This window comes from Paenibacillus melissococcoides, from assembly GCA_944800085.1.
Classification (GTDB): Bacteria; Bacillota; Bacilli; order Paenibacillales; family Paenibacillaceae; genus Paenibacillus_B; species Paenibacillus_B melissococcoides.
In genome coordinates this window covers 189982-209596 of the sequence record CALYLO010000001.1, presented here as the reverse complement: position 1 = coordinate 209596, position 19615 = coordinate 189982, and the positions used below count along the sequence as shown (strand labels likewise).

At 53.8% G+C, this 19615-nt stretch carries 17 protein-coding genes and 5 pseudogenes; 10 read left to right on the top strand and 12 right to left on the bottom strand.

Annotated elements, in window-relative coordinates; all coding sequences use genetic code 11:
* Positions 1–71: 71 nt before the first annotated feature.
* From OCY70_RS00965 to OCY70_RS00955, 3 genes are all read left to right on the top strand, one after another.
* A complete protein-coding gene (locus OCY70_RS00965; protein WP_213430916.1) occupies positions 72–908 on the top strand; it encodes a helix-turn-helix transcriptional regulator in 837 nt (278 codons plus the stop codon).
* A 188-nt stretch (positions 909–1096) separates the two neighbouring features.
* Positions 1097–1903: a hypothetical protein gene (locus OCY70_RS00960; RefSeq protein WP_213430917.1), complete on the top strand. Its 807-nt coding sequence runs from the start codon at positions 1097–1099 to the stop codon at positions 1901–1903.
* The gene (locus OCY70_RS00955; RefSeq protein ID WP_213430918.1) at positions 1900–2193 is read left to right on the top strand and encodes a hypothetical protein; all 294 of its coding nucleotides are present in this window, start codon (positions 1900–1902) and stop codon (positions 2191–2193) included. Before OCY70_RS00960 ends, OCY70_RS00955 begins: the two co-directional genes overlap by 4 nt.
* Before the next feature lie 98 nt (positions 2194–2291).
* On the opposite strand, the pseudogene OCY70_RS36510 reads toward OCY70_RS00955, so the two are convergent.
* From OCY70_RS36510 to OCY70_RS00935, 3 genes and pseudogenes are all read right to left on the bottom strand, one after another.
* Positions 2292–2688 (bottom strand): annotated as a pseudogene (locus OCY70_RS36510) (phosphodiester glycosidase family protein); the annotation flags it as partial.
* 23 nt (positions 2689–2711) lie between these two features.
* Complete coding sequence (locus OCY70_RS00940; protein WP_249725598.1) at positions 2712–3305, bottom strand: copper amine oxidase N-terminal domain-containing protein; 594 nt, start codon at positions 3303–3305, stop codon at positions 2712–2714.
* A 170-nt stretch (positions 3306–3475) separates the two neighbouring features.
* Positions 3476–4240 carry an acyl-[acyl-carrier-protein] thioesterase gene (locus OCY70_RS00935; RefSeq protein ID WP_213430919.1) on the bottom strand — a complete coding sequence of 255 codons (765 nt, stop codon included), beginning with the start codon at positions 4238–4240 and terminating at the stop codon, positions 3476–3478.
* Between the two features lie 364 nt (positions 4241–4604).
* On the opposite strand from OCY70_RS00935, the gene OCY70_RS00930 reads away from it, so the two are divergent.
* The 3 genes from OCY70_RS00930 to OCY70_RS00920 all read left to right on the top strand — a co-directional run bounded on the left by OCY70_RS00930 (position 4605) and on the right by OCY70_RS00920 (position 6667).
* The gene (locus OCY70_RS00930; RefSeq protein WP_213430920.1) at positions 4605–4937 is read left to right on the top strand and encodes a hypothetical protein; all 333 of its coding nucleotides are present in this window, start codon (positions 4605–4607) and stop codon (positions 4935–4937) included.
* Positions 4938–5126: 189 nt separating this feature from the next.
* Positions 5127–5831 carry a futalosine hydrolase gene (locus OCY70_RS00925; protein WP_249725599.1) on the top strand — a complete coding sequence of 235 codons (705 nt, stop codon included), beginning with the start codon at positions 5127–5129 and terminating at the stop codon, positions 5829–5831.
* A gap of 2 nt (positions 5832–5833) precedes the next feature.
* On the top strand, positions 5834–6667 hold the full coding sequence (locus OCY70_RS00920; RefSeq protein ID WP_213430921.1) for a 1,4-dihydroxy-6-naphthoate synthase: 834 nt from the start codon (positions 5834–5836) through the stop codon (positions 6665–6667).
* Positions 6668–6884: 217 nt separating this feature from the next.
* Here OCY70_RS00920 and OCY70_RS00915 read toward each other — a convergent pair whose 3' ends face one another.
* The 3 genes and pseudogenes from OCY70_RS00915 to OCY70_RS00905 form a co-directional block, all read right to left on the bottom strand.
* Positions 6885–7058 carry a hypothetical protein gene (locus OCY70_RS00915; RefSeq protein WP_213430922.1) on the bottom strand — a complete coding sequence of 58 codons (174 nt, stop codon included), beginning with the start codon at positions 7056–7058 and terminating at the stop codon, positions 6885–6887.
* A 106-nt stretch (positions 7059–7164) separates the two neighbouring features.
* Positions 7165–7772 (bottom strand): annotated as a pseudogene (locus OCY70_RS00910) (arylamine N-acetyltransferase family protein).
* Between the two features lie 859 nt (positions 7773–8631).
* On the bottom strand, positions 8632–9876 hold the full coding sequence (locus tag OCY70_RS00905; protein WP_261944499.1) for an IS110 family transposase: 1245 nt from the start codon (positions 9874–9876) through the stop codon (positions 8632–8634).
* 407 nt (positions 9877–10283) lie between these two features.
* Between OCY70_RS00905 and OCY70_RS00900 the strand changes: the two genes are divergently transcribed.
* Entirely contained in the window at positions 10284–11333 is a 1050-nt protein-coding gene (locus tag OCY70_RS00900) for a lytic polysaccharide monooxygenase (protein ID WP_213429040.1), read from the top strand.
* A gap of 300 nt (positions 11334–11633) precedes the next feature.
* Here the strand turns inward: OCY70_RS00900 and OCY70_RS00895 are convergent, their stop codons facing one another.
* Positions 11634–12197, bottom strand: a complete 564-nt coding sequence (locus tag OCY70_RS00895) for an RNA polymerase sigma factor (RefSeq protein WP_213429041.1) — start codon at positions 12195–12197, stop codon at positions 11634–11636.
* Between the two features lie 460 nt (positions 12198–12657).
* Here OCY70_RS00895 and OCY70_RS00890 point away from each other — a divergent pair, with 460 nt between their 5' ends.
* Together OCY70_RS00890 and OCY70_RS00885 are read left to right on the top strand one after the other, a co-directional pair.
* Entirely contained in the window at positions 12658–13122 is a 465-nt protein-coding gene (locus OCY70_RS00890) for a hypothetical protein (RefSeq protein WP_213429042.1), read from the top strand.
* Positions 13123–13211: 89 nt separating this feature from the next.
* A complete protein-coding gene (locus tag OCY70_RS00885; RefSeq protein WP_249725278.1) occupies positions 13212–13763 on the top strand; it encodes a hypothetical protein in 552 nt (183 codons plus the stop codon).
* A gap of 474 nt (positions 13764–14237) precedes the next feature.
* Here the strand turns inward: OCY70_RS00885 and OCY70_RS00880 are convergent, their stop codons facing one another.
* From OCY70_RS00880 to OCY70_RS00860, 5 genes and pseudogenes are all read right to left on the bottom strand, one after another.
* Entirely contained in the window at positions 14238–15464 is a 1227-nt protein-coding gene (locus tag OCY70_RS00880; RefSeq protein WP_213429043.1) for an RtcB family protein, read from the bottom strand.
* 329 nt (positions 15465–15793) lie between these two features.
* Positions 15794–16590: pseudogene (locus OCY70_RS00875) on the bottom strand (nucleotidyltransferase domain-containing protein).
* Between the two features lie 29 nt (positions 16591–16619).
* Positions 16620–17161, bottom strand: a pseudogene (locus OCY70_RS00870) (TROVE domain-containing protein); the annotation flags it as partial.
* A 99-nt stretch (positions 17162–17260) separates the two neighbouring features.
* Positions 17261–17578, bottom strand: a pseudogene (locus OCY70_RS00865) (DUF1349 domain-containing protein); the annotation flags it as partial.
* Between the two features lie 62 nt (positions 17579–17640).
* Positions 17641–18081: an OsmC family protein gene (locus OCY70_RS00860; protein ID WP_213429044.1), complete on the bottom strand. Its 441-nt coding sequence runs from the start codon at positions 18079–18081 to the stop codon at positions 17641–17643.
* A 291-nt stretch (positions 18082–18372) separates the two neighbouring features.
* Between OCY70_RS00860 and OCY70_RS00855 the strand changes: the two genes are divergently transcribed.
* Complete coding sequence (locus OCY70_RS00855) at positions 18373–19578, top strand: MFS transporter (RefSeq protein ID WP_213429045.1); 1206 nt, start codon at positions 18373–18375, stop codon at positions 19576–19578.
* The last annotated feature ends 37 nt before the right edge of the window (positions 19579–19615 follow it).

The window sequence follows — 19615 nt, the reverse complement described above, 5'->3', positions numbered from 1 at the left end:
GTTATCCTATTACAAGTTGTTGTTTATCCTAGTATAATTAGTACCAGATTATAGAGTGTGAGGTGCCATCGATGAATTCACCGACCCGATTGCAGATGCTGTCCGAGTTCCTGCGCGCCAAGCGGGCGCAGATCCTTCCCCAATCGGCAGGGCTTCCGGCAGGAACCCGGCGCCGGACGCCCGGGCTTCGCCGCGAGGAGGTCGCCCAATTGGCGGGCGTGAGCACGACATGGTATACCTGGCTTGAACAAGGACGGGATATTCAGGTGTCGGCTTCGGTGCTGGACAGTGTCGCGGCCGCCTTGAAGCTGACCGTGGACGAGCGCAAATATTTGTATGCGCTCGCCTTGGAGGGAGGGGCCGGCCCCGCCGTGCGGGAAGAGGAAGAACCGCAGATCAGTCCCGCCCTGCAGCGGATTCTGCAGGAGCTGCGGCATTGTCCGACGATCGTGTCGGATCGGCGCTGCCATATCGTCGGGTGGAACGAGGCGGCGTCTCATGTCTTCCTCGATTTCACTGTCATCCCGCCGGAAGAGCGGAATATGATCCGCCTGCTGTTCACGCGCAAGGAATTCCAGAGCCTGGCGGTCAACTGGGAGCATTTCGTCAAAGGATTCCTGTCGATATTCCGCGCGTATTACGGCCAGTACGTAGAGGATGAATGGTATGATCGCTTCCTGGAGGAGATGAAGGAGGTTCACCCGGACTTCCAGCGGTTATGGAACCAGAGCCAGGTAAGCACCGCCCCGGAGGTCGTCATTGAGTTCAGACATGCCCGGGCGGGGAAAATGCTGTTCCATCTGACTTCCCTGCAGGTGCAGGGCGACGCCGATCTGCGCTGCAGCATCTACACGCCGGCGCCCGAATCCTCAACCGAATTCAAGCTGGTGAAGCTGATGGACCGCTGATTCGGCCCCGCCAGCGAGAGTGAAAAAATTTTGCGCACCCAGGTTGTACATCATGGTTCCGAATTGCCTAATAAAGTGAAGGCGCGAATTCCTAACGGAATCGGGTCGCTGGAAGGCGGGAAAAGCCGCCGGTACATCCGGTTCCCATTCGCGCTCTTCGCCAATCACGAAGATGGAGGCGAACACGAATGATGAGATGCAAGCAGCCTGAATTATCCGCAAGCAAGATGGAGGCGGCTTATCCATTCCAAGAAGTTGCCGCCGCGGCGCCAGGCAGCCGCCGCAGATTGATGCTCAGCGACAATCCGGAGGTGCTCGATGCGGCCAGCTTCCCCGAGGCGGGCGGGACGCTCTGGCATGATGTGGTCCAGAGCGGCGAGGATCAGGTGAAGCACCGGGTGATGGGCTGGCATATCAATCAGACCGGCCGGCCGCTGCGGTTGGGCCTGACCCTGGAGAATCAATCCGCAGCGAACGCAATCCAGATTCGGGATATCAAGCGGGAAGTGCGGATCGTGGACGCGTCCGCCAACATACTGGTCGAAGCGGGCCAATGTCTGGCCGCGTCCTGCTTGGCCGGGACGATGGAAGACCATGCTGCGGCCGATTGCAGGCCGTTGGCGCAGGAGGTCGGTCTGATCGAAGCCCGGGAGGTGCCGCATGGCCATCTTATCGGTTTCATTTATGAATTCACTGTCTTCCGGAGCTCAGGGGAGGGGCCGCTTCATTATGTCGTGCGGACCGCGGGCAGCCGCAGCGCCGCTGCCGATCTGAGAACGATCGTATCGGAGCCGCTGTCTGCCGCCGGGCAGCCGCATCCGCGCGGCAGTTGGCCGTTCTCGGAGACGTTGGCGCTTATGCCGGAATACGAGGTCGGCGGGACGACGCATAATTATCGCGCCTTGGCGAAATCGCGCCAATTCGGGGGAAGCCCGCCCCAGACCTGCTGTTCACGGCCGGCAGCAGCGATCCGCTCAGCGGCAGCGGAGCGGTGAACAATATCGCCCAATTCGGCGCGATTTACACGGTGAGCCTTCCGATCCGGAACGATACGGGTACGCCGGCCAAGGTCCACATTTGGGTCAATCCCCGCGGGGGAAAATATGCCGGCGCCGTCCGGATCGGCGGGGAGGTGTTCCGCATTCCGGCGCTGCCGACGAACAAGGATGCATGCCGGATTGCCGAATATGAGGCGCCGGAAGGCCTGTCCACCTTCACCTTCTCCCTCATGACCGCCGGTGAATCGAATACGCCGCTCAGCATATTCGTGACGACCGCGTCCTAGCATACAGCAAGACCCACGCTCGCTTGCCGGCGTGGGCCTTGTCCGTCGCGAACCCGCGGCAGGAAGCCGCCAACGCGTTCATGCCTCCCGCTTATCTATCAGTAGCCGTAATGGACGAGCAGCGCGTTGCTGATCTCCCGGCCAGGAGAGGTGATATATTTGCCTTTGTAATACAGCCCGCTTGATGCCCCGCCATCCAGATTCATCGCCTGCTGCGCGCCGGCCTGCTTCATCATCTGAGCCAGGTCCGGAATCGTGGCCCCGGAAGTCGTCAGCAGAATCAGCTTATGGTCCGACGTTATGCCGACAGCGCTGCGGGAACTCCTTGCCCTTCACGAATTCCACCTCATTGTCCTTCGTGAACACGAGCACGGTTCGGCGGTCGGCCAGACTTGGATGCACCAACTCGCCCTTTTTCACGATATGTCCGTACGGCGGCTTGTAGCTCGTCTTCGTATACGCATCGAAAAACGTCCCGTTCATCGCCACCGCCGCCTTGCTCGTATCCGCCATATGCTTCAGGCTGTCCACGGAGCCAATCTTGCCTCCGGCCACCGCCACATCGAGCCGGATCTTCGGATGAAGCAGATCGACCTCCACGATCGAAGCGGAAATGCGCTTCTTGCCGACGGTGAATGTTTTCTGCTCTCCATGGGAGCAGCGGCTTGGTTCAAGCGCTCCATGGAGACGACCAGCAGCTTCTGTGTCCCCTTGTCCGTAGCGAACACGAGCGCGGAGGCCGCCTTGTCCCACTTCATCTGTAGCTTCATCGCTTCTCCGACGAAGCGAATCGGAACATAGGTCGTCCCTCCCTCGACAAAAGGCGCCGCATCCATCTGCTTCACCGCGTTATTTACCTGGGCCTTCTTGCTCCCGACCGTCAAGGACAACGTGTCCTCATTCGCGGGCACATCGATGCGCTGGGCAGCCTTGTCCCATTTCACTTGATACTTCATCTGCTCGCTTAAGTATCGGATCGGCACGAAGGTGCGGTTCGCCGCCGTATCCATATACCCGACGCTGCGCCCCGCGGCCTGAGTCTCGCTATCCTGGCCCAAGACCGCCGCGAGGAAGGCTGCGCCTAGCGCTGCCATGATTGCTGTCTTCTTCATTCTCTCTGCTCCCATTCTCTTCTGATGAATATCCCGGCAGAGTACCGGGGTTCCGGCATCGGTTTCCCCGTCCTGCCTGCTCGAGTCGATTAACCAGTCTCTTTGACCGATGTCTTCTTTCCTGGATAAAAAAGAAAACAGGAGCCAATTTCGCTCCTGTCCGTTGCTGTCTATTCCACTTCATTCCTCTGCATTTCGTCCCGATCCGCTGCAATCAACGCATCGAAATACGCCGTGCCTTCATCGGATAACCCGCTGATGAAGCAATGACCATCCTGCCATGCGGAGCGGATGACCGTAATCTTGTCGTTCAAGACGGCTTCCCGGTGATACGTGATGCGGAACCGGGACAGCCCCCGTTCCAGTTCATCCGGCTGCATCGCATCAAGGCAAATATCGCCAAAACGCGCATTGTTCAGATGCCCGTTCATGTCGATGCTGCTTAGCCGCACCGTCATCTCATAAGCATGCTCCTGGTTCAGGCCGGCCGGAACCTCGACCTTGCGCGGCATGCCGCCTACGCAATCATCGGGATGCACCGGCAGGTCGTAAGGACAGGCCGATGCGCGAAGAATGCGGCGCTTGTTCAGATCGACCAGCACCCATGAAGTCCGGGCCTGCGCTACCCAGTCCACGCCATCCGGGCCGTAAATGCGGAAATCGCGCTGCCACTGTACGCCGGTCGCCCCCCGGTTCCATGTCACAATCTCGATCGTCTCGCCGTAGACGGGAAGCCTTTTCCACTCCAGATCGATCGTAACCAGCATCCAGGCCATGCCCTGCCGGATCATCTCGTCCAGCGATACCCCGTAGTGCCCGAGCTGCGCATCGCCCGCCCGCTGCATCCATTCGAGCAGCGTCGACAGCTTGCACCGCTTCTTATAATCACAATTGTCCGAATGGATGTAATGCTTCTCGCGCCACTGTACTCCCATGTCCGAACATCTCCTTGTCTGCCTTGAGCCTTCCTCGCCTTTCGCGAGTGGTTGGAACAGCTTTATTGTACCTCAATCAGATGGCACTAGGGAAATGCATGACTCGGGACGGGCCTGCAGTGTCTGCAATGTCTGCGATATCCTTTGATCAAGCCTTTGCCCTTTGGGCCATTCTCCCATCGAGCAATCCTTTGCGTCATTCTCCCGTCTGAGCAACCCTTAGCGCCACCTTAGCACTGTTCTCCCCTCCGGTCAGGAAAAAACAAGGTTCGACAGGCTATCCCCTTAACTCAGAAGGATCCTGCTGCGCGACCGAGAAGATATATCCGGAAGGTTCGATCAAGTCGAGCAGCGCCTCGACATAATGGACCAGCGGTTCGATCAGGTCGAGCAGCGCCTCGAGAATGTTGAGCAGCGTCTAGACAAGATGGACACACGTTTTGATCAGGTTGAACAACGCCTCGATAAAGTCGACTACCGCCTTGACAACATGGACTTACGGCTGGAGGCGATTGAGAGTGAAGTTAAACAAGTCAAGACTTCCCGGTCACAGATGGAACTGTCACAACCTAGCGATATCCACGCCATGCTCCATCTCATTTCCCATAAAATCGATTCCTTGACCAAAGATATAGAGTACACCTATCATAAAACGGCTCAACATGAATTAGAAATCAACCGCCTTCGAAACCAGTAGGTTTCGGGGCGTTTTTTTATGCGATGCACATTGTTGCCTTCATATGTTACTATAAACACATTCCTAGGTAGAAGGTTGCCCTACGTCTAAAATCCTGTCCGGACTCCCTTTACTTCCGGGCGTGAAGCGGATAACGTGAAGGTAGGACAATGTTCCGGCTGGAACTACATTCAAGGAGAGTCAGTTCATATGAGTTCACATCATAACGATAAGGTGGATGCCTCCCCTCTCCGCAGCAAGATAGCGGGAACGGGACATCGCATCCTCATTGTAACGTCCGTGCCCGCCGAGCGGGATGCCGTCCTGCGCGGGTTGGACGGAGACGCCCGCTTCAACGTAATCGTCGGCGGCGTCGGTACGGCCGCAGCGGCAGCGAGCACCGCACGGGAGCTGGCTGCCGCTGATTATGGCGCTGCCGTGTGCGCCGGCATTGCGGGCGGCTTCGCGGAGCGGGCCGATGTCGGCTCCGTCGTGGTGGCCAGCTCGATCATCGCGGCCGACCTGGGGGCGGAGACGCCAGACGGCTTCTGCAGCGTGGACGAGCTTGGCTTCGGCTCGGTCTATATACCGGTCGATGCCGATACGGCCGAGCGTATCTGTCAAGCGCTGCAGGCCATTCCGCTGCAGGCATGCGCCGGACCCGTGCTGACCCTGTCCACGGTGACAGGCACGGCCGAGACGGCTGCCATGCTCGCGCAGCGTGTGCCCGGGGCCGCCGCCGAAGCGATGGAAGGATACGGCGTCGCTGTGGCCGCCCGCCAGTTCGGCCTGCCGGCATTCGAGATCCGGTCGATCTCGAACGCGGTCGGCCCGCGCAACCGGGCGGCATGGCGCATCCCAGAGGCGCTGAAAGCATTGGAAGCCGCTTGTTCAGTCTTACCGGAGGTGCTGTAATCATGAAAATTGCCTTTTCCCCTTGTCCGAACGATACGTTTGTATTCCATGCCTGGGTGCACGGGCTTGTTCCCGGAGCGCCGGAGTTGGATGTCACCTATGCGGACATCGATATTACGAACGGTCTGGCCGCCAGCGCTCAGGGTCCGGAGGTCCTTAAAATCTCGTATGCGGCGCTTCCCTGGGTGCTGTCCGAGTACGCGCTGCTCCCTTGCGGCGGCGCGCTCGGCCGAGGCTGCGGCCCGCTCGTGCTGACGAAGGAAGCCGGAAGCGATCCGGCGGCGCTCAGCGGCCGGCGCGTGGCCGTGCCGAGCGAGCGCTCGACGGCCTATCTGCTGTTCCGCTTGTGGGCGGCGAAGCATGTGCCCGGCGGCGTAGGGGAGATCGTTGTCATGCCGTTCCATCAGATTATGCCGGCGGTGCGCGACGGCCATATCGACGCCGGACTCGTCATCCATGAAGCGCGCTTCACCTACCCGTCTTACGGGCTGACCTTGCTGGCCGATATGGGGAGCTGGTGGGAAGCGGATACCGGCCTGCCAATCCCCCTCGGGGCGATCATTGCCCGCCGGACCCTTGATGCAGGCAAGATTGCCAAATGGGCGCGCGCGTCCGTGGAGTATGCCTGGGCGCATCCGAAGGCGTCCCAGTCCTACGTGCTCCACCACGCGCAGGAAATGGATCCGCAGGTGGCGCAGGCGCATATCAATCTCTATGTGAACGAGTTCACCGCAAACCTGGGCGAGGACGGATACGCAGCCGTGGATGCTCTTCTGAGAAGAGCGGCAGACGAAGGGCTTGTACCAGCCTTTGATCCGGCCCTGCTGCGATTGTAGCCTTCCGTTCACCGCCAAGCAGCTCTGCCTGCGGGACGGAACGGAACCCGATGAATCGAAGAGAGTAAAAAGGGGCTGTCCCATAAGTAGTTTTTTGCTACAGTGAGACACCCCCGCTTGCTTCTTACAAATCGACTTGCCAAAAAAACTGCGAAATTACAGTTTTCCCTTGTGAAGTTTCCTCCGTTAAAGGAATTCCTGCAAAACCGCAGGAACTTCAGCTATACCAATGGATTGAAAGAAAAAATCGGCGAAAATGATGCATTTTTGCAGGAATGGCATCAGATCGCTGATGAAATCGCGTAAATTCCTGCACATATGCAGGATTCGCTGCCTCCCCCTCTTCCGCCGCTCGTCCCGCCGCTGTCTCTCCCACCTCCACATTCGTCACATCTCACCGTCTCCCCCACCTCCGCAATTCGCAGCTATCCCGTCTTGCCCTTCCTCATTTTTCATTGATTTATTGGACAGCCCCTTTTTGCCGTGCGGCCTCAGGCTTAACCGAGCTCGATGCCGAAATAGGTTTTCAATGCTTCATCATATTGCTCCTTCGTCTCCGGGACAAAGGTGTGGACGCCATCGGCCGTGAAGATGCGGAATTCATCTCCGGCGAGCGTATTTCGACCTTCGCGAGTACGGATAGCAGCCATCGCTTGCTGGGTAAAAATGGACTCCGGCGCATACTCGCACCAGAACGAATTCCGCCTACCCCGACATCGCACAGGTACGTCTCGCTTCCGGCCTTAACTTGCAGAACCTGGTGGCGGCGCTTGGGCGGAAGATTCGGTTCATCCCGCCAGAAGCGGGCCATCAAATCGGTGACCGGATAGCCAAGCTCCCGAAGCAGCCATCCGAACAGGGCATTGAGCTCGAAGCAGTAACCGCCCCGGCGGCGTATTATCATTTTATCTATAAGATCAGGAATATCCAGCGACAACGACACGCGGTTCAAAATATCAAAGTTTTCGTAAGGCACGGCATGCAGATGACATTCCTGCAGATCGGCCAGCACAGCGGCGCTTCCATCAAGCGGGCCGTCATAGCCTATCCGCTTCAAGTAAGCGTATACATCAGACTTCAAATGCTCGCGTCTCTCCAACTTCATCGTCTCCTTACCTCTATGTTTCCTCCCATCATAGCAACATCCGCATCTCCCAACAAGATGGTCCGGAAGCTTTCGCCGAACGACTAGATAATACTATCTTACTGGAATCTAAGCCATCATCACAACGCTGACATAAAGTGAAGGAAGGATAGATATCCCTCTTCATATTCACGATAAGATGGAAAGTCGTCCTCGGATATTTCTCCAACCAAAGGATGCAATTTGACTTTATTCCAAAATAATGAAAATTAGTTATAGCCAATTTGGTTAAAATTTTGTAATATAAAACCAACGAATGTCCCGCTTCTCGACCCTCCTGTCAAATGCTGGGGAGTTAACGCGGCGACACGCAGCCTTCATTTGTAAATCCGACTTCATTTTCGGCACCTTGCGAGCATACCCTGACTATGTGAAAGATGCCGCCAACACGTGACAGCTCCAGTCCAACCTGATAATCAATCAACAATAACGATCAGCGGACAATTCCAGCTTCCAATCCATGACCTGACTTCTGCTTTCTTGCTGTAAATGACACGATTTCGTCATTTTTACCGATTGCTTTTCTTTTTTACGGAAAAGTTAAAACGAGATAACTTTAATTTAAAACGTTTACATTCTATAAAGGAGGTGGTCATCTCTTCAATAGCAACGGTCCGGCGTTGTGTAGAGCTTGTCCAAATTCAACTTTTAGTCCAGCGGTATGATGTCAAGTCCCTGATTGATGAGAATTGGAAAATTTCCTTGGCGTGCAGCAGGATCAATCCCAAAAAAGGCATCACCAAACTAGACCCAGTCGAAAATTAAGTAAAATACCATAATTTAACTGGGAATTAGAGAAGAAAATTCATGAGCCAAGGCATTATTGCTCTGTCGGCTTCACCTTCCTTCTGGGCGTATAGAGTTGGTCGTTGCGTAGCAGCACATCGACCAGACGCACAAGTTTTCTTGCCGTTAAGACGAGGGCACGTTTGTGTTGATGCTTAGGGACTTCATTGAATTTCTTCCGGTAGTACTCCCCGAATTCCGGGTCGCGGTTTTTTACCGAGTTGGCAGCTTCAACAAGGTAGTAGCGAAGGAATCGGTTGCCGGAACGAATGCGCTTTGTATCTTCCGCCTCGAAGGAGCCGGATTGGTGCTTGCGCCACGTCAGACCCGCATACTTGGCCAAGGCGGCTTGATCCGTGAAGCGGTCGATGTCGCCGATCTCGGCCAGGATGCCTGCGGCATAGACCCGATCAATGCCCGGAATGGAACGGAGGCACTGGCTGCTGGAAATGCCGTCTAAAATGCGCTCAATCGCCTTGTCGAGCTCTTTAAGCTGACTCTGGATGCTCCGGATCGACTGAATTGAGGTGCCCAGCACCAAATCAATGGAATCCTCGACAACCTTCGAGAGACGGTACGAGGCCCGAGCCGCCTTTTGAATACAGCGGGCGACGTGTTCGGGATCGGGGAAACGATTTCTCCCCTTGTCCTTGAGATAGTCAGCCAAACGGGCGACATCCATATTCGCCATCTCATCCAGACTATACTTTTCCGAGAGCATTTCCATGATGGCATGGCCGAACACGGAACTGTCCACCTCCGCGCGAAAAGCATTGCACTTGTAGAACAGATTTTGCAAAAAGTATTGCTTCTCGCGGGTAAGGTTGTGTACGAGATGGAATCGCATGCGAGTGAGCCGCTGCAAGGCGATGTACTGTTCCTGCATCACGATAGTCGTCGTGAGTCTGCCAAAACGCAGGCGGTCTGCAATGATCCAGGCATCGATGCGATCGGTTTTGTCCAGGTCGGCATAAGCGTCTTTGAATTTGTTAATCAGCTTCGGATTAATGGTGAACACCTTGGCATTCAATTGTTGAAGGGCCTCATCCTCATGCAAGTACATGGCTGGATGCCAACTGTAGACGGATGTGGCTTCAAGCCCGATATGAACCTCAGAGCAGGCTGTCTTGACCGCAGCAGAAATGATGCGATCCCGCAAGTAAGAAGCGCCGTGCAGATTGTTGGTGGTCTTGAAGGTCTCCAGGGTGTCGCCATCCGATTTCATCAAACAGGCTTCCAGTTCTTCGGAACTGACGTCAATACCGACAAAAAGCTTCAAGAGAATTCCTCCTTTCTATAAGGGATTCAGGGAACGGACTCTCCGGACTGTCTCCGGCGCACTCGCCGATCAATCACCCTCGCATATGAGAACACGCTTCGGTTCACGAGCTGCCCCGACGCTGCTACAGTCGGGCATGAGTTGCCGAAGGGAACAGCCAGCGGGTAAGAAGTGCAAGCGAGTACCGGAGAAACAGACTTAAAAAGTAGATTGGACTACAGGAGGGAGACGAATTTCCCCGAATGGAACCCTAAGTTCCATTGTCCAGAGACATTCCGGAAAGTCCAGTCCCCATATTAATTTTCAATGTGCAAGCTGGAAATTTTGAAGGCATTCTATGTTTCTATAAAGGACTGGAAAAAGACTCAAAACTGCCTTCAGGAAATACTATACGAGGAGGTATTGTTATGAATCAATTGCGAGTATGGAATCCGCTAGCATCCAAAGTTTCCCCGCTGTTTGTCGCTCTCGGCGCTGTATTGGCCGCCTTCTTCTGCATGATGGTATTCGCTGAGCAGGCGTCCGCCCATGGCTATATCGAATCCCCGCCCAGCCGCGCCTATCAATGCAAGCTCGGGGAGAACACCAATTGCGGACTCGTAGAGTACGAGCCGCAAAGCATCGAAGCGAAGGGCAACTTCCCGATCGGCGGTCCGGAAGATGACCATATCGCTGGCGGCGGCGTGTTCCCGGAGTTGGATGCGCAATCGTCTACCCGCTGGAATAAAGTCAATATGAACGGCGGCAACAACACCTTCACTTGGTATCTGACCGCGCCGCATGCCACGAAAGAGTGGAAATACTATATTACGAAAAAAGACTGGAATCCGAATCAGCCATTGACTCGGGCCCAGCTTGAGCCGGACCCGTTCTGCTACTATAATGACGGCGGGCAAAAGCCTAACAATTCCGTATCGCATCAATGCAGCGTTCCGACCGATCGCAGCGGCTATCATATCATCCTCGGTGTCTGGGAAATTGCCGATACCGGCAATGCGTTCTATCAAGTCATTGACGTCAACTTGAACAATGGTTCCGGCGGCGTGACGCCATCCGTTCCTGCAAGCGTAGCTTCGCCTTCGCAGACGGAGACGAGCATCTCCTTGACGTGGAGCCCTTCTTCAAGCCCGAATGGAATCCAGCAGTACGAAGTATACCGCAACGGCACGCTGGTCGGAACGACGGCACAGACCTCGTACACCGATACGGGATTAACGGAAAATACTTCCTACACATACACAATAAGAGCCGTCGATACGGCAGGAAACAAATCGCAGCCCTCTGCGGCCCTGACCGTCAAAACGTTGGGCGACAGCGGTTCGCAATATCCGGCTTGGGACGCCAGCAAGATCTACGTTGGAGGCGACCGGGTAACGCATAATGGCGCTGTCTACGAGGCGCGCTGGTGGACATCCGGCGAAGAGCCAGGACAAGCGGAAGTATGGAAAAAACTCTAAGCCAAACCTGATAAGCCCCCTTATGACACAGGCTAACGGTGCGAATACGCCCGTTAGCCTGTCCTGCTATATCACTACATATAGAATGCCCGCCCTTAACACATTGCGGACACGAACTTGCATCATATAATCTCGCTGCCCCCGGTCGCCCCCTTGGCAGCTTGGCACCCATATTAATTGTAGTAATCCCCTTACACGTTGCGGCTCTTTGCATCATTATCCCGTCGAGTCAGGCATCATGTTGGCTACTGCCATTGCGTTCTTATAAGTGCAGCCCTTCCTGCTGAAAATGTTTTCGTTTTATTCAACCCATTTTCTTGAAAAGTAATGTAATAATTTCTTGCGCGCTCTTGTTAATGTTTGGCCGAGAGCTTGTTCCGATACTTGTAATTCTTCTGCAATTTCCCGGTATGATTTTTCTTCCACGTAAAATAAAAATAACACATTCCGGTATTTTATATTCAACTGGTTGAGAGCTTCATGAAGCATTTCATCACGAACTTGTTCTTCCACCTGATCGGGTATCGTAACTTGTATGGATGGGGAAAAGAATTCACTTTCCTTAACGAGTTGCAAGTCCGAAACATAACGATATTTTTTATTTTTTTTTAAATAATCATAAGCGGTATTCCGGGCCACTTTCTTTATCCAAGCTTTCATATTTATCGTATTTCTCAGTTTTGGCGCTTGCTCAACTATTTTTAGGAAGGATTCTTGTACAACATCTTCGGCTAATGCATGATCCCTGAACAGAAAGTATATGTCGCGATAGATCAGTTCACGAAACGAATGATAAATCAATTCTTGAGATGAATTGTCTAGGTGATGGAAATTGCGACGTAAAAACGTGAGCCACTGCTCCATGTTTATACCTCCAACACCATGATTTTCTTTATGTATGAATGATTATTTTGAAAGTATTAAGCTTCTTTTTACTAACATATTTTGTTATGTTCAGTCACGATTATATTATACTCCATTTTTAGGAATTATGCTTTGTTTAAACTCTCAGGACGTCAAGGGAAAACTGGATTGGCGCTCAAGATAGCCGCGAAAGCGCGGACAGATAAGAGTCAAAAAAATCTTTTCGTCCCGCATCATTTATTTCGTCAAGTTTGCGGGAGATAAATCGTTATAATCGTAGATTCGCTCGCTTGCATCTGATGCGTATCTAAGTAGGGTATCTAATGCCGAAGTGGACAGCCAAGAATCCCCCCGAAAAGATAAGAGCGGCTTACGGGAGGTGAGTTGCCTTTATTAGTTGAAGGCCGATTTGCTTTTTGATGTTGTCGCTTTAGCCAAAAAAATGGGAGGAATAAGTCTCATGAAAGTAAACAAACTGTTTTCTTTAATGCTTATTATTGTCATGTTAATGGCTACTCCTGTGTTTGCAGCGGATAACGGCTCTGTGTCGGCCCGTGAAAAGGATTCCGTTCACATGGGGTCCGGCACATCCTCAACTGATCAGATCACTACAATGTCTTATGATAGAGAAATAAGTCTGGCTGTCCCAAAAAACGTAGATGGTAATCAAGGTGCGGTCGTAGCAAGCTTTACGGTTTCCCCTCATAATTATGTGAATGTTAAAGCAGTATCCTTGACAAGTAAAATGCCCAAGATCAACATTAGCATTTCAAATGAATATGGTGATGATGAAAGATGGTTTGCGAACGTTAGAGAGGGTGAAGTCGTATACATGAAAGTACGTTATCCTAATGAAAGATACGTGGTGAAAGTAAGTACTAATGAACAAGCGGATCTTGCCAGACTGCGTGTGTATACAGACTAAACTTAGGTAAAGAAAATCCCTTATCGTTGCCTGATCATACTCAATGAGTATAGAACCTGCTTTAATTAAAAGAGGAGGGAATTTTAACTGTGGTATTGAAGAAGGGTGTACTTTATCGGTCGATGGTTTTGTTGTTAGTCGTTGTCATGGTCATGGGCTTTTCTTCACCTTATGTCGCCCAGGCATCTGAATCCATGTACTCCGCTGAAGAAATGAGAGAAATAAACAAAATTCAAGAAGAATTGAGATTTTATTTTGAAGAAGTTGGCGAACTAACAGAACAGGGGTATGTAGTGAAAAACGAGAAGCTGTTTCAAGATAGACTTAATGCAGGAGAGTCATCGGCCCTAGAGATATCCGAATTTATAAAAATCAACTATTATTCTGGTGCTGCGGACATTCAACCAATGGGTGTTGCGGATTTTGGAAAATGTGTAGTTAATAAATTCGTTGACAGTTATGGTACCATCGCCCGACAGTTTTTAACGGGTGCTATTTTTACCTATATTAAGAATAAGGAATATGACCTAGCTGCCCGATTAATTACGAAAACACTAGTTAAAGCGGGGTTTAAAGTAAATGCAGTTGGTATTGCGGCAGAAGCTGCACTCTATGGGTGGCAGTGTCGTGGTAAGTTATAGTGTCAGCTATAGTAATTGCAAAACTAATATTTTTAATTACGGTAGCAGGTTTATTTTTATGGTCAATAAAGTATCGCACAAACGTTGATGACGATTCACTTAAATATGGCAGATATATGATTTATCTGCTCGTCTTAGAAGTAGCTTTCCTGGTCATATACGATTTGTTATAAGCAAAATACTGGCTTCCCACCAAAGTACCATCGTTGTAAAGACGACCGTTATATCTAATTACGGTCGTCTTTTCGCTGTCTATTCAAGTCTTCGTGGTTGGTTTGTTTACTTCATCAGTTTCAATATTCTCTTTAATTTTACGGTGAAGATCGCGATCGCACCTTACAACTCCATGCCAACAAGCCCCGAAGATGACGCTCCCCATACCCGTGCCTGTGCTTGAGTTCTCATAAACAAAGGAAAAGTCAACGATCTCATGATTTGCCGCAGCATGTTGTCTCAGTGGTGCGCCTTACATGCCTAGTCTTTGTATGGATCGAACTCGTTCGCTCCGGCCATGCAGACGCCGATTGGCTTGAGCACATGCAGCACGTCGAGCGTGTTCCGGTGTGCGTCGAGCACGTCCTGCAGCTTGCGGTAGACGAATGGGCTCTCGTCGGTGCCTGCGCCGCGCAGCTCGACGCCGAAGCTCCGGACCGCCTCTTGCATCTGCTCCTGCGTGATCTGTCCGCCCGTCCGGGTGCGGGTCTTCCAGTTCATGCGGCCGGCGGCCTGGGTGCGGCTCATCATCCGGCCGGCGCCATGCACCGTGCTGTAGTAAGCATCCCGATTCTCCTCCGAATCTTTGCCGCGCACGATGACGGAAATGTCGCCCATGCTTCCGCCGATGAAGCCAAGCTGACCGGGCGCCGAAGGCGTGGCCCCCTTGCGGACGACGATAGTATCCCGCCCGTTATGCCGTTCTCGCCATGCGAAGTTATGGTGATTATGCACTTCGAAGTCCGCCTCCGCCCCGAGGATGGACAATACTTGGCCGATGACGTAGTCCCGGCCGGCGTAGGCGTACCGCCCGGCCAGCTTCATGGCGCGGCAGTACATGTCGCCGAGCTCGCTGTCCAGTTCCAGCAGCACCGGCGGCTGATCCATGCTCTCGCCTGGCGCCTTGCCGAGAAATTCCCGCCCGGCCGCCAGATTCAGGAACCCGCTCGCCGTCTTATGGCCGAAGCCGCGGCTGCCAAAATGATTTCCGATCCACAGCCTCCCGCTCTCCGGCTCCACGAACAGGTCAACGTAATGATTGCCGCTGCCCACCGTGCCCAATTGGCTGCGTGCCAGCGCCTTCAGCGTGTCGTGCTCGCGGCGGCCAAGCGCCTGATAGACGGCCCAGTCCGGGTCGTCGAACAGCTCGTGATCCACCGGCTCTTTATTGTTGCGTCCGACGCCGAACGATATTTTGCTCGCAATCTCATCCATGATCGCACCGATGCGCGGCTGGATATCGGCGGCGTACAGATTCGTCCGCACCGCCTTGTTGCCGCAGGCGATGTCATAGCCGACGCCGGAAGGCGAGATTTGCCCATCATACACGATGACGCCCCCAATCGGCTGGCTGTAGCCTTTATGATGGTCGGCCATCAACAGCGCCTGGACGACGCGCCCGTGGCGCGCGCATGTTTTCGCTTGGGCGACCGCGCTCTCCTCCGGCTGGCCCCATACGCGCACGCCGTCCGTTGTTATATATGCCATTGTCAACTCTCCTTACTCTGCATCATTCGTGGTTGATATTGGTCTGTCTTTTTCTCCGGGGGGCAAGGGGAACTCGATTCAGAAAAACTATATTCTGTATATGATGTTATATAGAGAGGACTCCTCTTCCTCTTTCGCATCCAAGTCGATCCCCAAAGTCAAGCCTTTAAAATCCTCTTTTCGTATACACATTCCTCTGTTCACTAGCGCTGACATCACTTGAAAAAACAGCTTCTCATTACGGATATACATTGCCCGGATTGTCCTTCAATGTGTAAAAGGAATAGTTCATCAAGATCATATTGGAATCAAATGACCCCGCTGCGCAGCTATGCCCATACTTCCTGCAGCGCGGAACGGAACAGCTCATCGAGCTCCAGATCCTGATGCCGCTGTCCAGCCGGCGATATCAGGTAAACCGCCGTGCGCTCGTAATGCTCGATGCGATCTTCGAGATACGCATTTATAGAAGGAATTCGGCATCCCACGTCCAATTCCTCCCCCGAGCGCTTCCGCTCCAGCAGCCGTTCTATATTGCGGCGCAGCTCGCTTCCTTCGGGAACAAGTTCCCGAACCAAAGCGTCTAACTCCACCGGAGGCATGGCGTTATGCTTCTCGATCCAGCCGCATGCCAGTATCGGGCGCAGCACGTAAAAATATTTTTTGATTTTGACCTGGCTGCCCTGCAAATATTCGCGGTAATTGCCTTTGGCCATATGAAGATAGTGATACATGCATGATTTCGGTGAAAATGTATCCGAAGACAGGCTGCGGATGCGCTCCGTCACGGAATGCGTCTCTTCGTACACAATCGGCGACTCCAGCCATTCCAGCAGCGGCGGGTTCGACTTGCGGAACAACTGCAGCGCCTTGCGCAGATCCCAGCCGTTCACGTCGAGCTGATCGCTAATCGGGCGCTCGATGACGTCTCTGCGGTCCCGGATCGACAAGTACCAGTCCACGGGCGGCACATAGATGAAGCGGACATCATAATCACTGTCCTGCGACGGGAACCCCCACGCCCGGCTGCCGATTCGCAGGCATAGAGGATGCGCACGCCCTCGTGACGTTCGATCTGCCGCAGCTCCTGTTTGATTGTCTGATGAATCGTGGATAGTGTGGACATGGAAGTCCCTCCTCTTTTCTCAAAATGGGTTATGCCGGCGGCATCCCGCTTCCGGTCTCTTCCCCCAGCGGCAGCGCTTCTACCCGCTCGACCAGCGGCGCGTAGCCTTGCACGGTCCGGGTGATATAGGCCAGCACCTGATCGCTCCACCCGTAGATATAATGCGTATCCTTATCCTGCGGCGGCGCCATGGCCGAACGGTACGGCGCGATATCCACGATGAACGCCTTCACGTTCCGGTTCACCTTCGCCCGGTATTCCGTCAACGCCCCATAGAACGGGCTGCCGCTATTTTGCTGCTCATCGGTAATCATGATGATCCGATCGGCCTTTTTCTGCTGGCGAAGCAGTTCGCGCACCGGCGCGCCGGTGTCGGTCCCTCCGCGGGGACGAATGCGCTCTGCCGGCTCAGGATGCAGTCCTTCCGCGAAGGCTTGGCATCCGTGACTCTCGTGTCGAACAGCCAGAACAGCGAGCTGCCTTGCGTTTGCTTGTACAGCGCCAGCGCGAAGACCGAGCCGATGCGCAAATATTCCCCGCTCATGGAGCCCGAGATGTCAAGGAAAATCGCGGGTCCGCCCTCCCCGCGTCCCAAGCCCTGCAGGATGGTGAGGAAGTCGGACAGATCCGACGGGATCAGCACGACCCGCAAGAACACCTCCGCGAAGGCGTAGAAATCACTGCCGATTCTTGATATCCGAAAATAGAGCGGCGCGTCTCCATCGTCCGCCTCTTGCGTCGACCAATCGGAATAGCCGTGATTCGTCACCACGGCACCGAGCTTATTTGGGCTGTCCGGAATATACTCTACCGATGACTTCATCCATGTATTGGGCGAATACCGGACCATCACGCCAGCCTGGTCATAGCGATGAACAGGAAAGGAATGAACTCTCGTCGTCAGTCTGAAGTTCCCTGTCGCTTCGGCATAGAGAAAATGGCCGTTATCCGCTTGAAATCCATAATGCGTTTTTTGCCAAAAATCGGTAACACAAATGAAATAAGCCTCCTATTAGAGGTTGCCCAATAAGTAAGGAGGCTCGGACTTTTCTATTCTAACACGATGTCTTGCAGGACGAGACGCACCGGGTTGTTGATCGTGTCGCCGACCGGGCAAGTGCGTTCAATGAACTCTACGAATTCCTTCGCCTGCTCGTAGGAGGCATTGCTGTTGATATGAATATTGTAACGGATTTCCGAATACCCGCGGCGCACATCCGACTTGTTCATAAAGCCATCCGTATCCAGATCCCCTTCTACTTCCACCCAGAATTCCTCAAGATCGATCTTGAACTTGCGCGCATAGGCTCTGGCGACGATGGACTGGCAGGCACCCAGGGCGCAGAGCACGACCTCCACCGGATTCATGGCCGTGTCGGTGCCGCCCAACGATTTCGGTTCATCGATCATGATCTCGAAGTTTCTCGATTTTGCCCTTACCACCATCCCATCCTGCAGGTGCGCGGTCGCTTTAAACGTCTCCACTGGCATAGGATAACCTCTCTCCCACATTTTAACTTTCATTATAACACAGTTAAAAAATCCAAATTACAAACGGACGGCTGTAGGCGAAAAAATATTTTTTCTGTCGATTTCCCTTGATGCATCAGCGATCCACAAAGTCAAGCTCCATTCGCCGGCAGCGCCGGAGAAGAAAAAGATTGACTGCTTGCGGTATAATAGGAAGCGGATAATGTGTTCGGTCTGACATATCGAGTGCCGTTAGAATGACACTCCAATCGAAACGTACGTGGAAAAAGGAATATCGGGAGTGAAGATCTAATGGAAACATGGAAGAAAAATCTGTGGATACTTTGGTTCGGAGCATTCATCGTCTCTTCCAGCTTCTCCATGGTCGTTCCTTTTCTGCCGCTCTTCCTGATTCAGATCGGCGTCAAGGAACATTTGGAGCTGTGGTCCGGGATTCTGTTCAGCAGCGCCTTCCTCGCCGGAGCGATCTCTTCTCCGTTCTGGGGAGCCATCGGGGACAAATACGGACGGAAGCCGATGATTATCCGGGCCGGGCTGGCGCTCTGCGTCATCTATCTGCTGACGGCCTTCGTCACCAGTCCCGTTCAGCTGCTCATTCTGCGGCTGCTGCAGGGGCTGCTGTCGGGATTCATTCCAGGTTCGATCGCGCTGGTCGGTACGAATACGCCGGAGCGCAAGGTCGGGTATGCGCTGTCGATGATGTCCACGGCGACGGCGACGGGCAGCATCATGGGGCCGATGCTGGGCGGCGTGCTGGCAAGAATCTTCGACAACCGGATTGCGTTCGGCAGCGCGGGAGTGCTCTGCTTCCTGGCGACACTGCTCATTATTTTCTGGGTCAAGGAAGAATCGTTCGTGCCGAGCAAGGATCGCGTCTCGATCGTGCACACGTTCAGCCTCGCAGCCCACAATAAGCCGCTGCTAGTCGTGCTTGTTCTGTCGCTCTGCACGCAGTTCTCGGTCATGACAATCGAGCCGGTGCTGCCGCTGTACATTGTCGAGCTCGGCATCTCAGACAAGAACGCCTCGCTCGCGGCAGGCTTCGTCTTCTCGCTCGTCGGGGTGGCGAGCATCATCTTCGCGCCGCGCTGGGGCAAGATGGCCGACCGGGTCGGATTCCAGCGCGTCCTGCTGATTGGCCTGCTCGCCGGCGGCATCGGGACGCTCGCCCAGATTCCGTTCCACAACATTTGGTGGTTCTCGTTCATCCGGTTCGCGTACGGCATCTTCTTCTGCGCCGTATTTCCGGCCTTGAACGGCCTCGTCGTCCGCGCGACGGACAGCGAATTCCGGGGCCGCGCCTTCAGCCTGAATCAGACGGCGAACCAGCTCGGCGGCATGCTCGGCCCGCTGGTCGGGGGCGCGATCAGCGGCGTGTTCTCCATTCATGCCGTCTTCTGGGTGACCGGTATCCTGCTCCTCTCCACGATGGGGCTCGCATCTTGGTCGCAGCGCAACGCGAAGCGGAGCTCCGCATCGGCGGAGCAGAGAATGTAGCTTGGGAAGCCTGTGAAGAAAGAATAGGCTTCAGTCA

What these genes read in the sequence shown, in the direction of transcription:
- OCY70_RS00920 (WP_213430921.1), top strand. Translation starts at nt 5,834, where the DNA reads ATGAAAATTGCCTTTTCCCCTTGTCCGAACGATACGTTTGTATTCCAT.
- OCY70_RS00890 (WP_213429042.1), top strand. Translation starts at nt 12,658, where the DNA reads ATGAAAGTAAACAAACTGTTTTCTTTAATGCTTATTATTGTCATGTTA.
- OCY70_RS00935 (WP_213430919.1), bottom strand. Translation starts at nt 4,240, where the DNA reads ATGGGAGTACAGTGGCGCGAGAAGCATTACATCCATTCGGACAATTGT.
- OCY70_RS00960 (WP_213430917.1), top strand. Translation starts at nt 1,097, where the DNA reads ATGATGAGATGCAAGCAGCCTGAATTATCCGCAAGCAAGATGGAGGCG.
- OCY70_RS00880 (WP_213429043.1), bottom strand. Translation starts at nt 15,464, where the DNA reads ATGGCATATATAACAACGGACGGCGTGCGCGTATGGGGCCAGCCGGAG.
- OCY70_RS00930 (WP_213430920.1), top strand. Translation starts at nt 4,605, where the DNA reads ATGGACCAGCGGTTCGATCAGGTCGAGCAGCGCCTCGAGAATGTTGAG.
- OCY70_RS00860 (WP_213429044.1), bottom strand. Translation starts at nt 18,081, where the DNA reads ATGCCAGTGGAGACGTTTAAAGCGACCGCGCACCTGCAGGATGGGATG.
- OCY70_RS00895 (WP_213429041.1), bottom strand. Translation starts at nt 12,197, where the DNA reads ATGGAGCAGTGGCTCACGTTTTTACGTCGCAATTTCCATCACCTAGAC.
- OCY70_RS00940 (WP_249725598.1), bottom strand. Translation starts at nt 3,305, where the DNA reads ATGAAGAAGACAGCAATCATGGCAGCGCTAGGCGCAGCCTTCCTCGCG.
- OCY70_RS00925 (WP_249725599.1), top strand. Translation starts at nt 5,127, where the DNA reads ATGAGTTCACATCATAACGATAAGGTGGATGCCTCCCCTCTCCGCAGC.
- OCY70_RS00855 (WP_213429045.1), top strand. Translation starts at nt 18,373, where the DNA reads ATGGAAACATGGAAGAAAAATCTGTGGATACTTTGGTTCGGAGCATTC.
- OCY70_RS00965 (WP_213430916.1), top strand. Translation starts at nt 72, where the DNA reads ATGAATTCACCGACCCGATTGCAGATGCTGTCCGAGTTCCTGCGCGCC.
- OCY70_RS00900 (WP_213429040.1), top strand. Translation starts at nt 10,284, where the DNA reads ATGAATCAATTGCGAGTATGGAATCCGCTAGCATCCAAAGTTTCCCCG.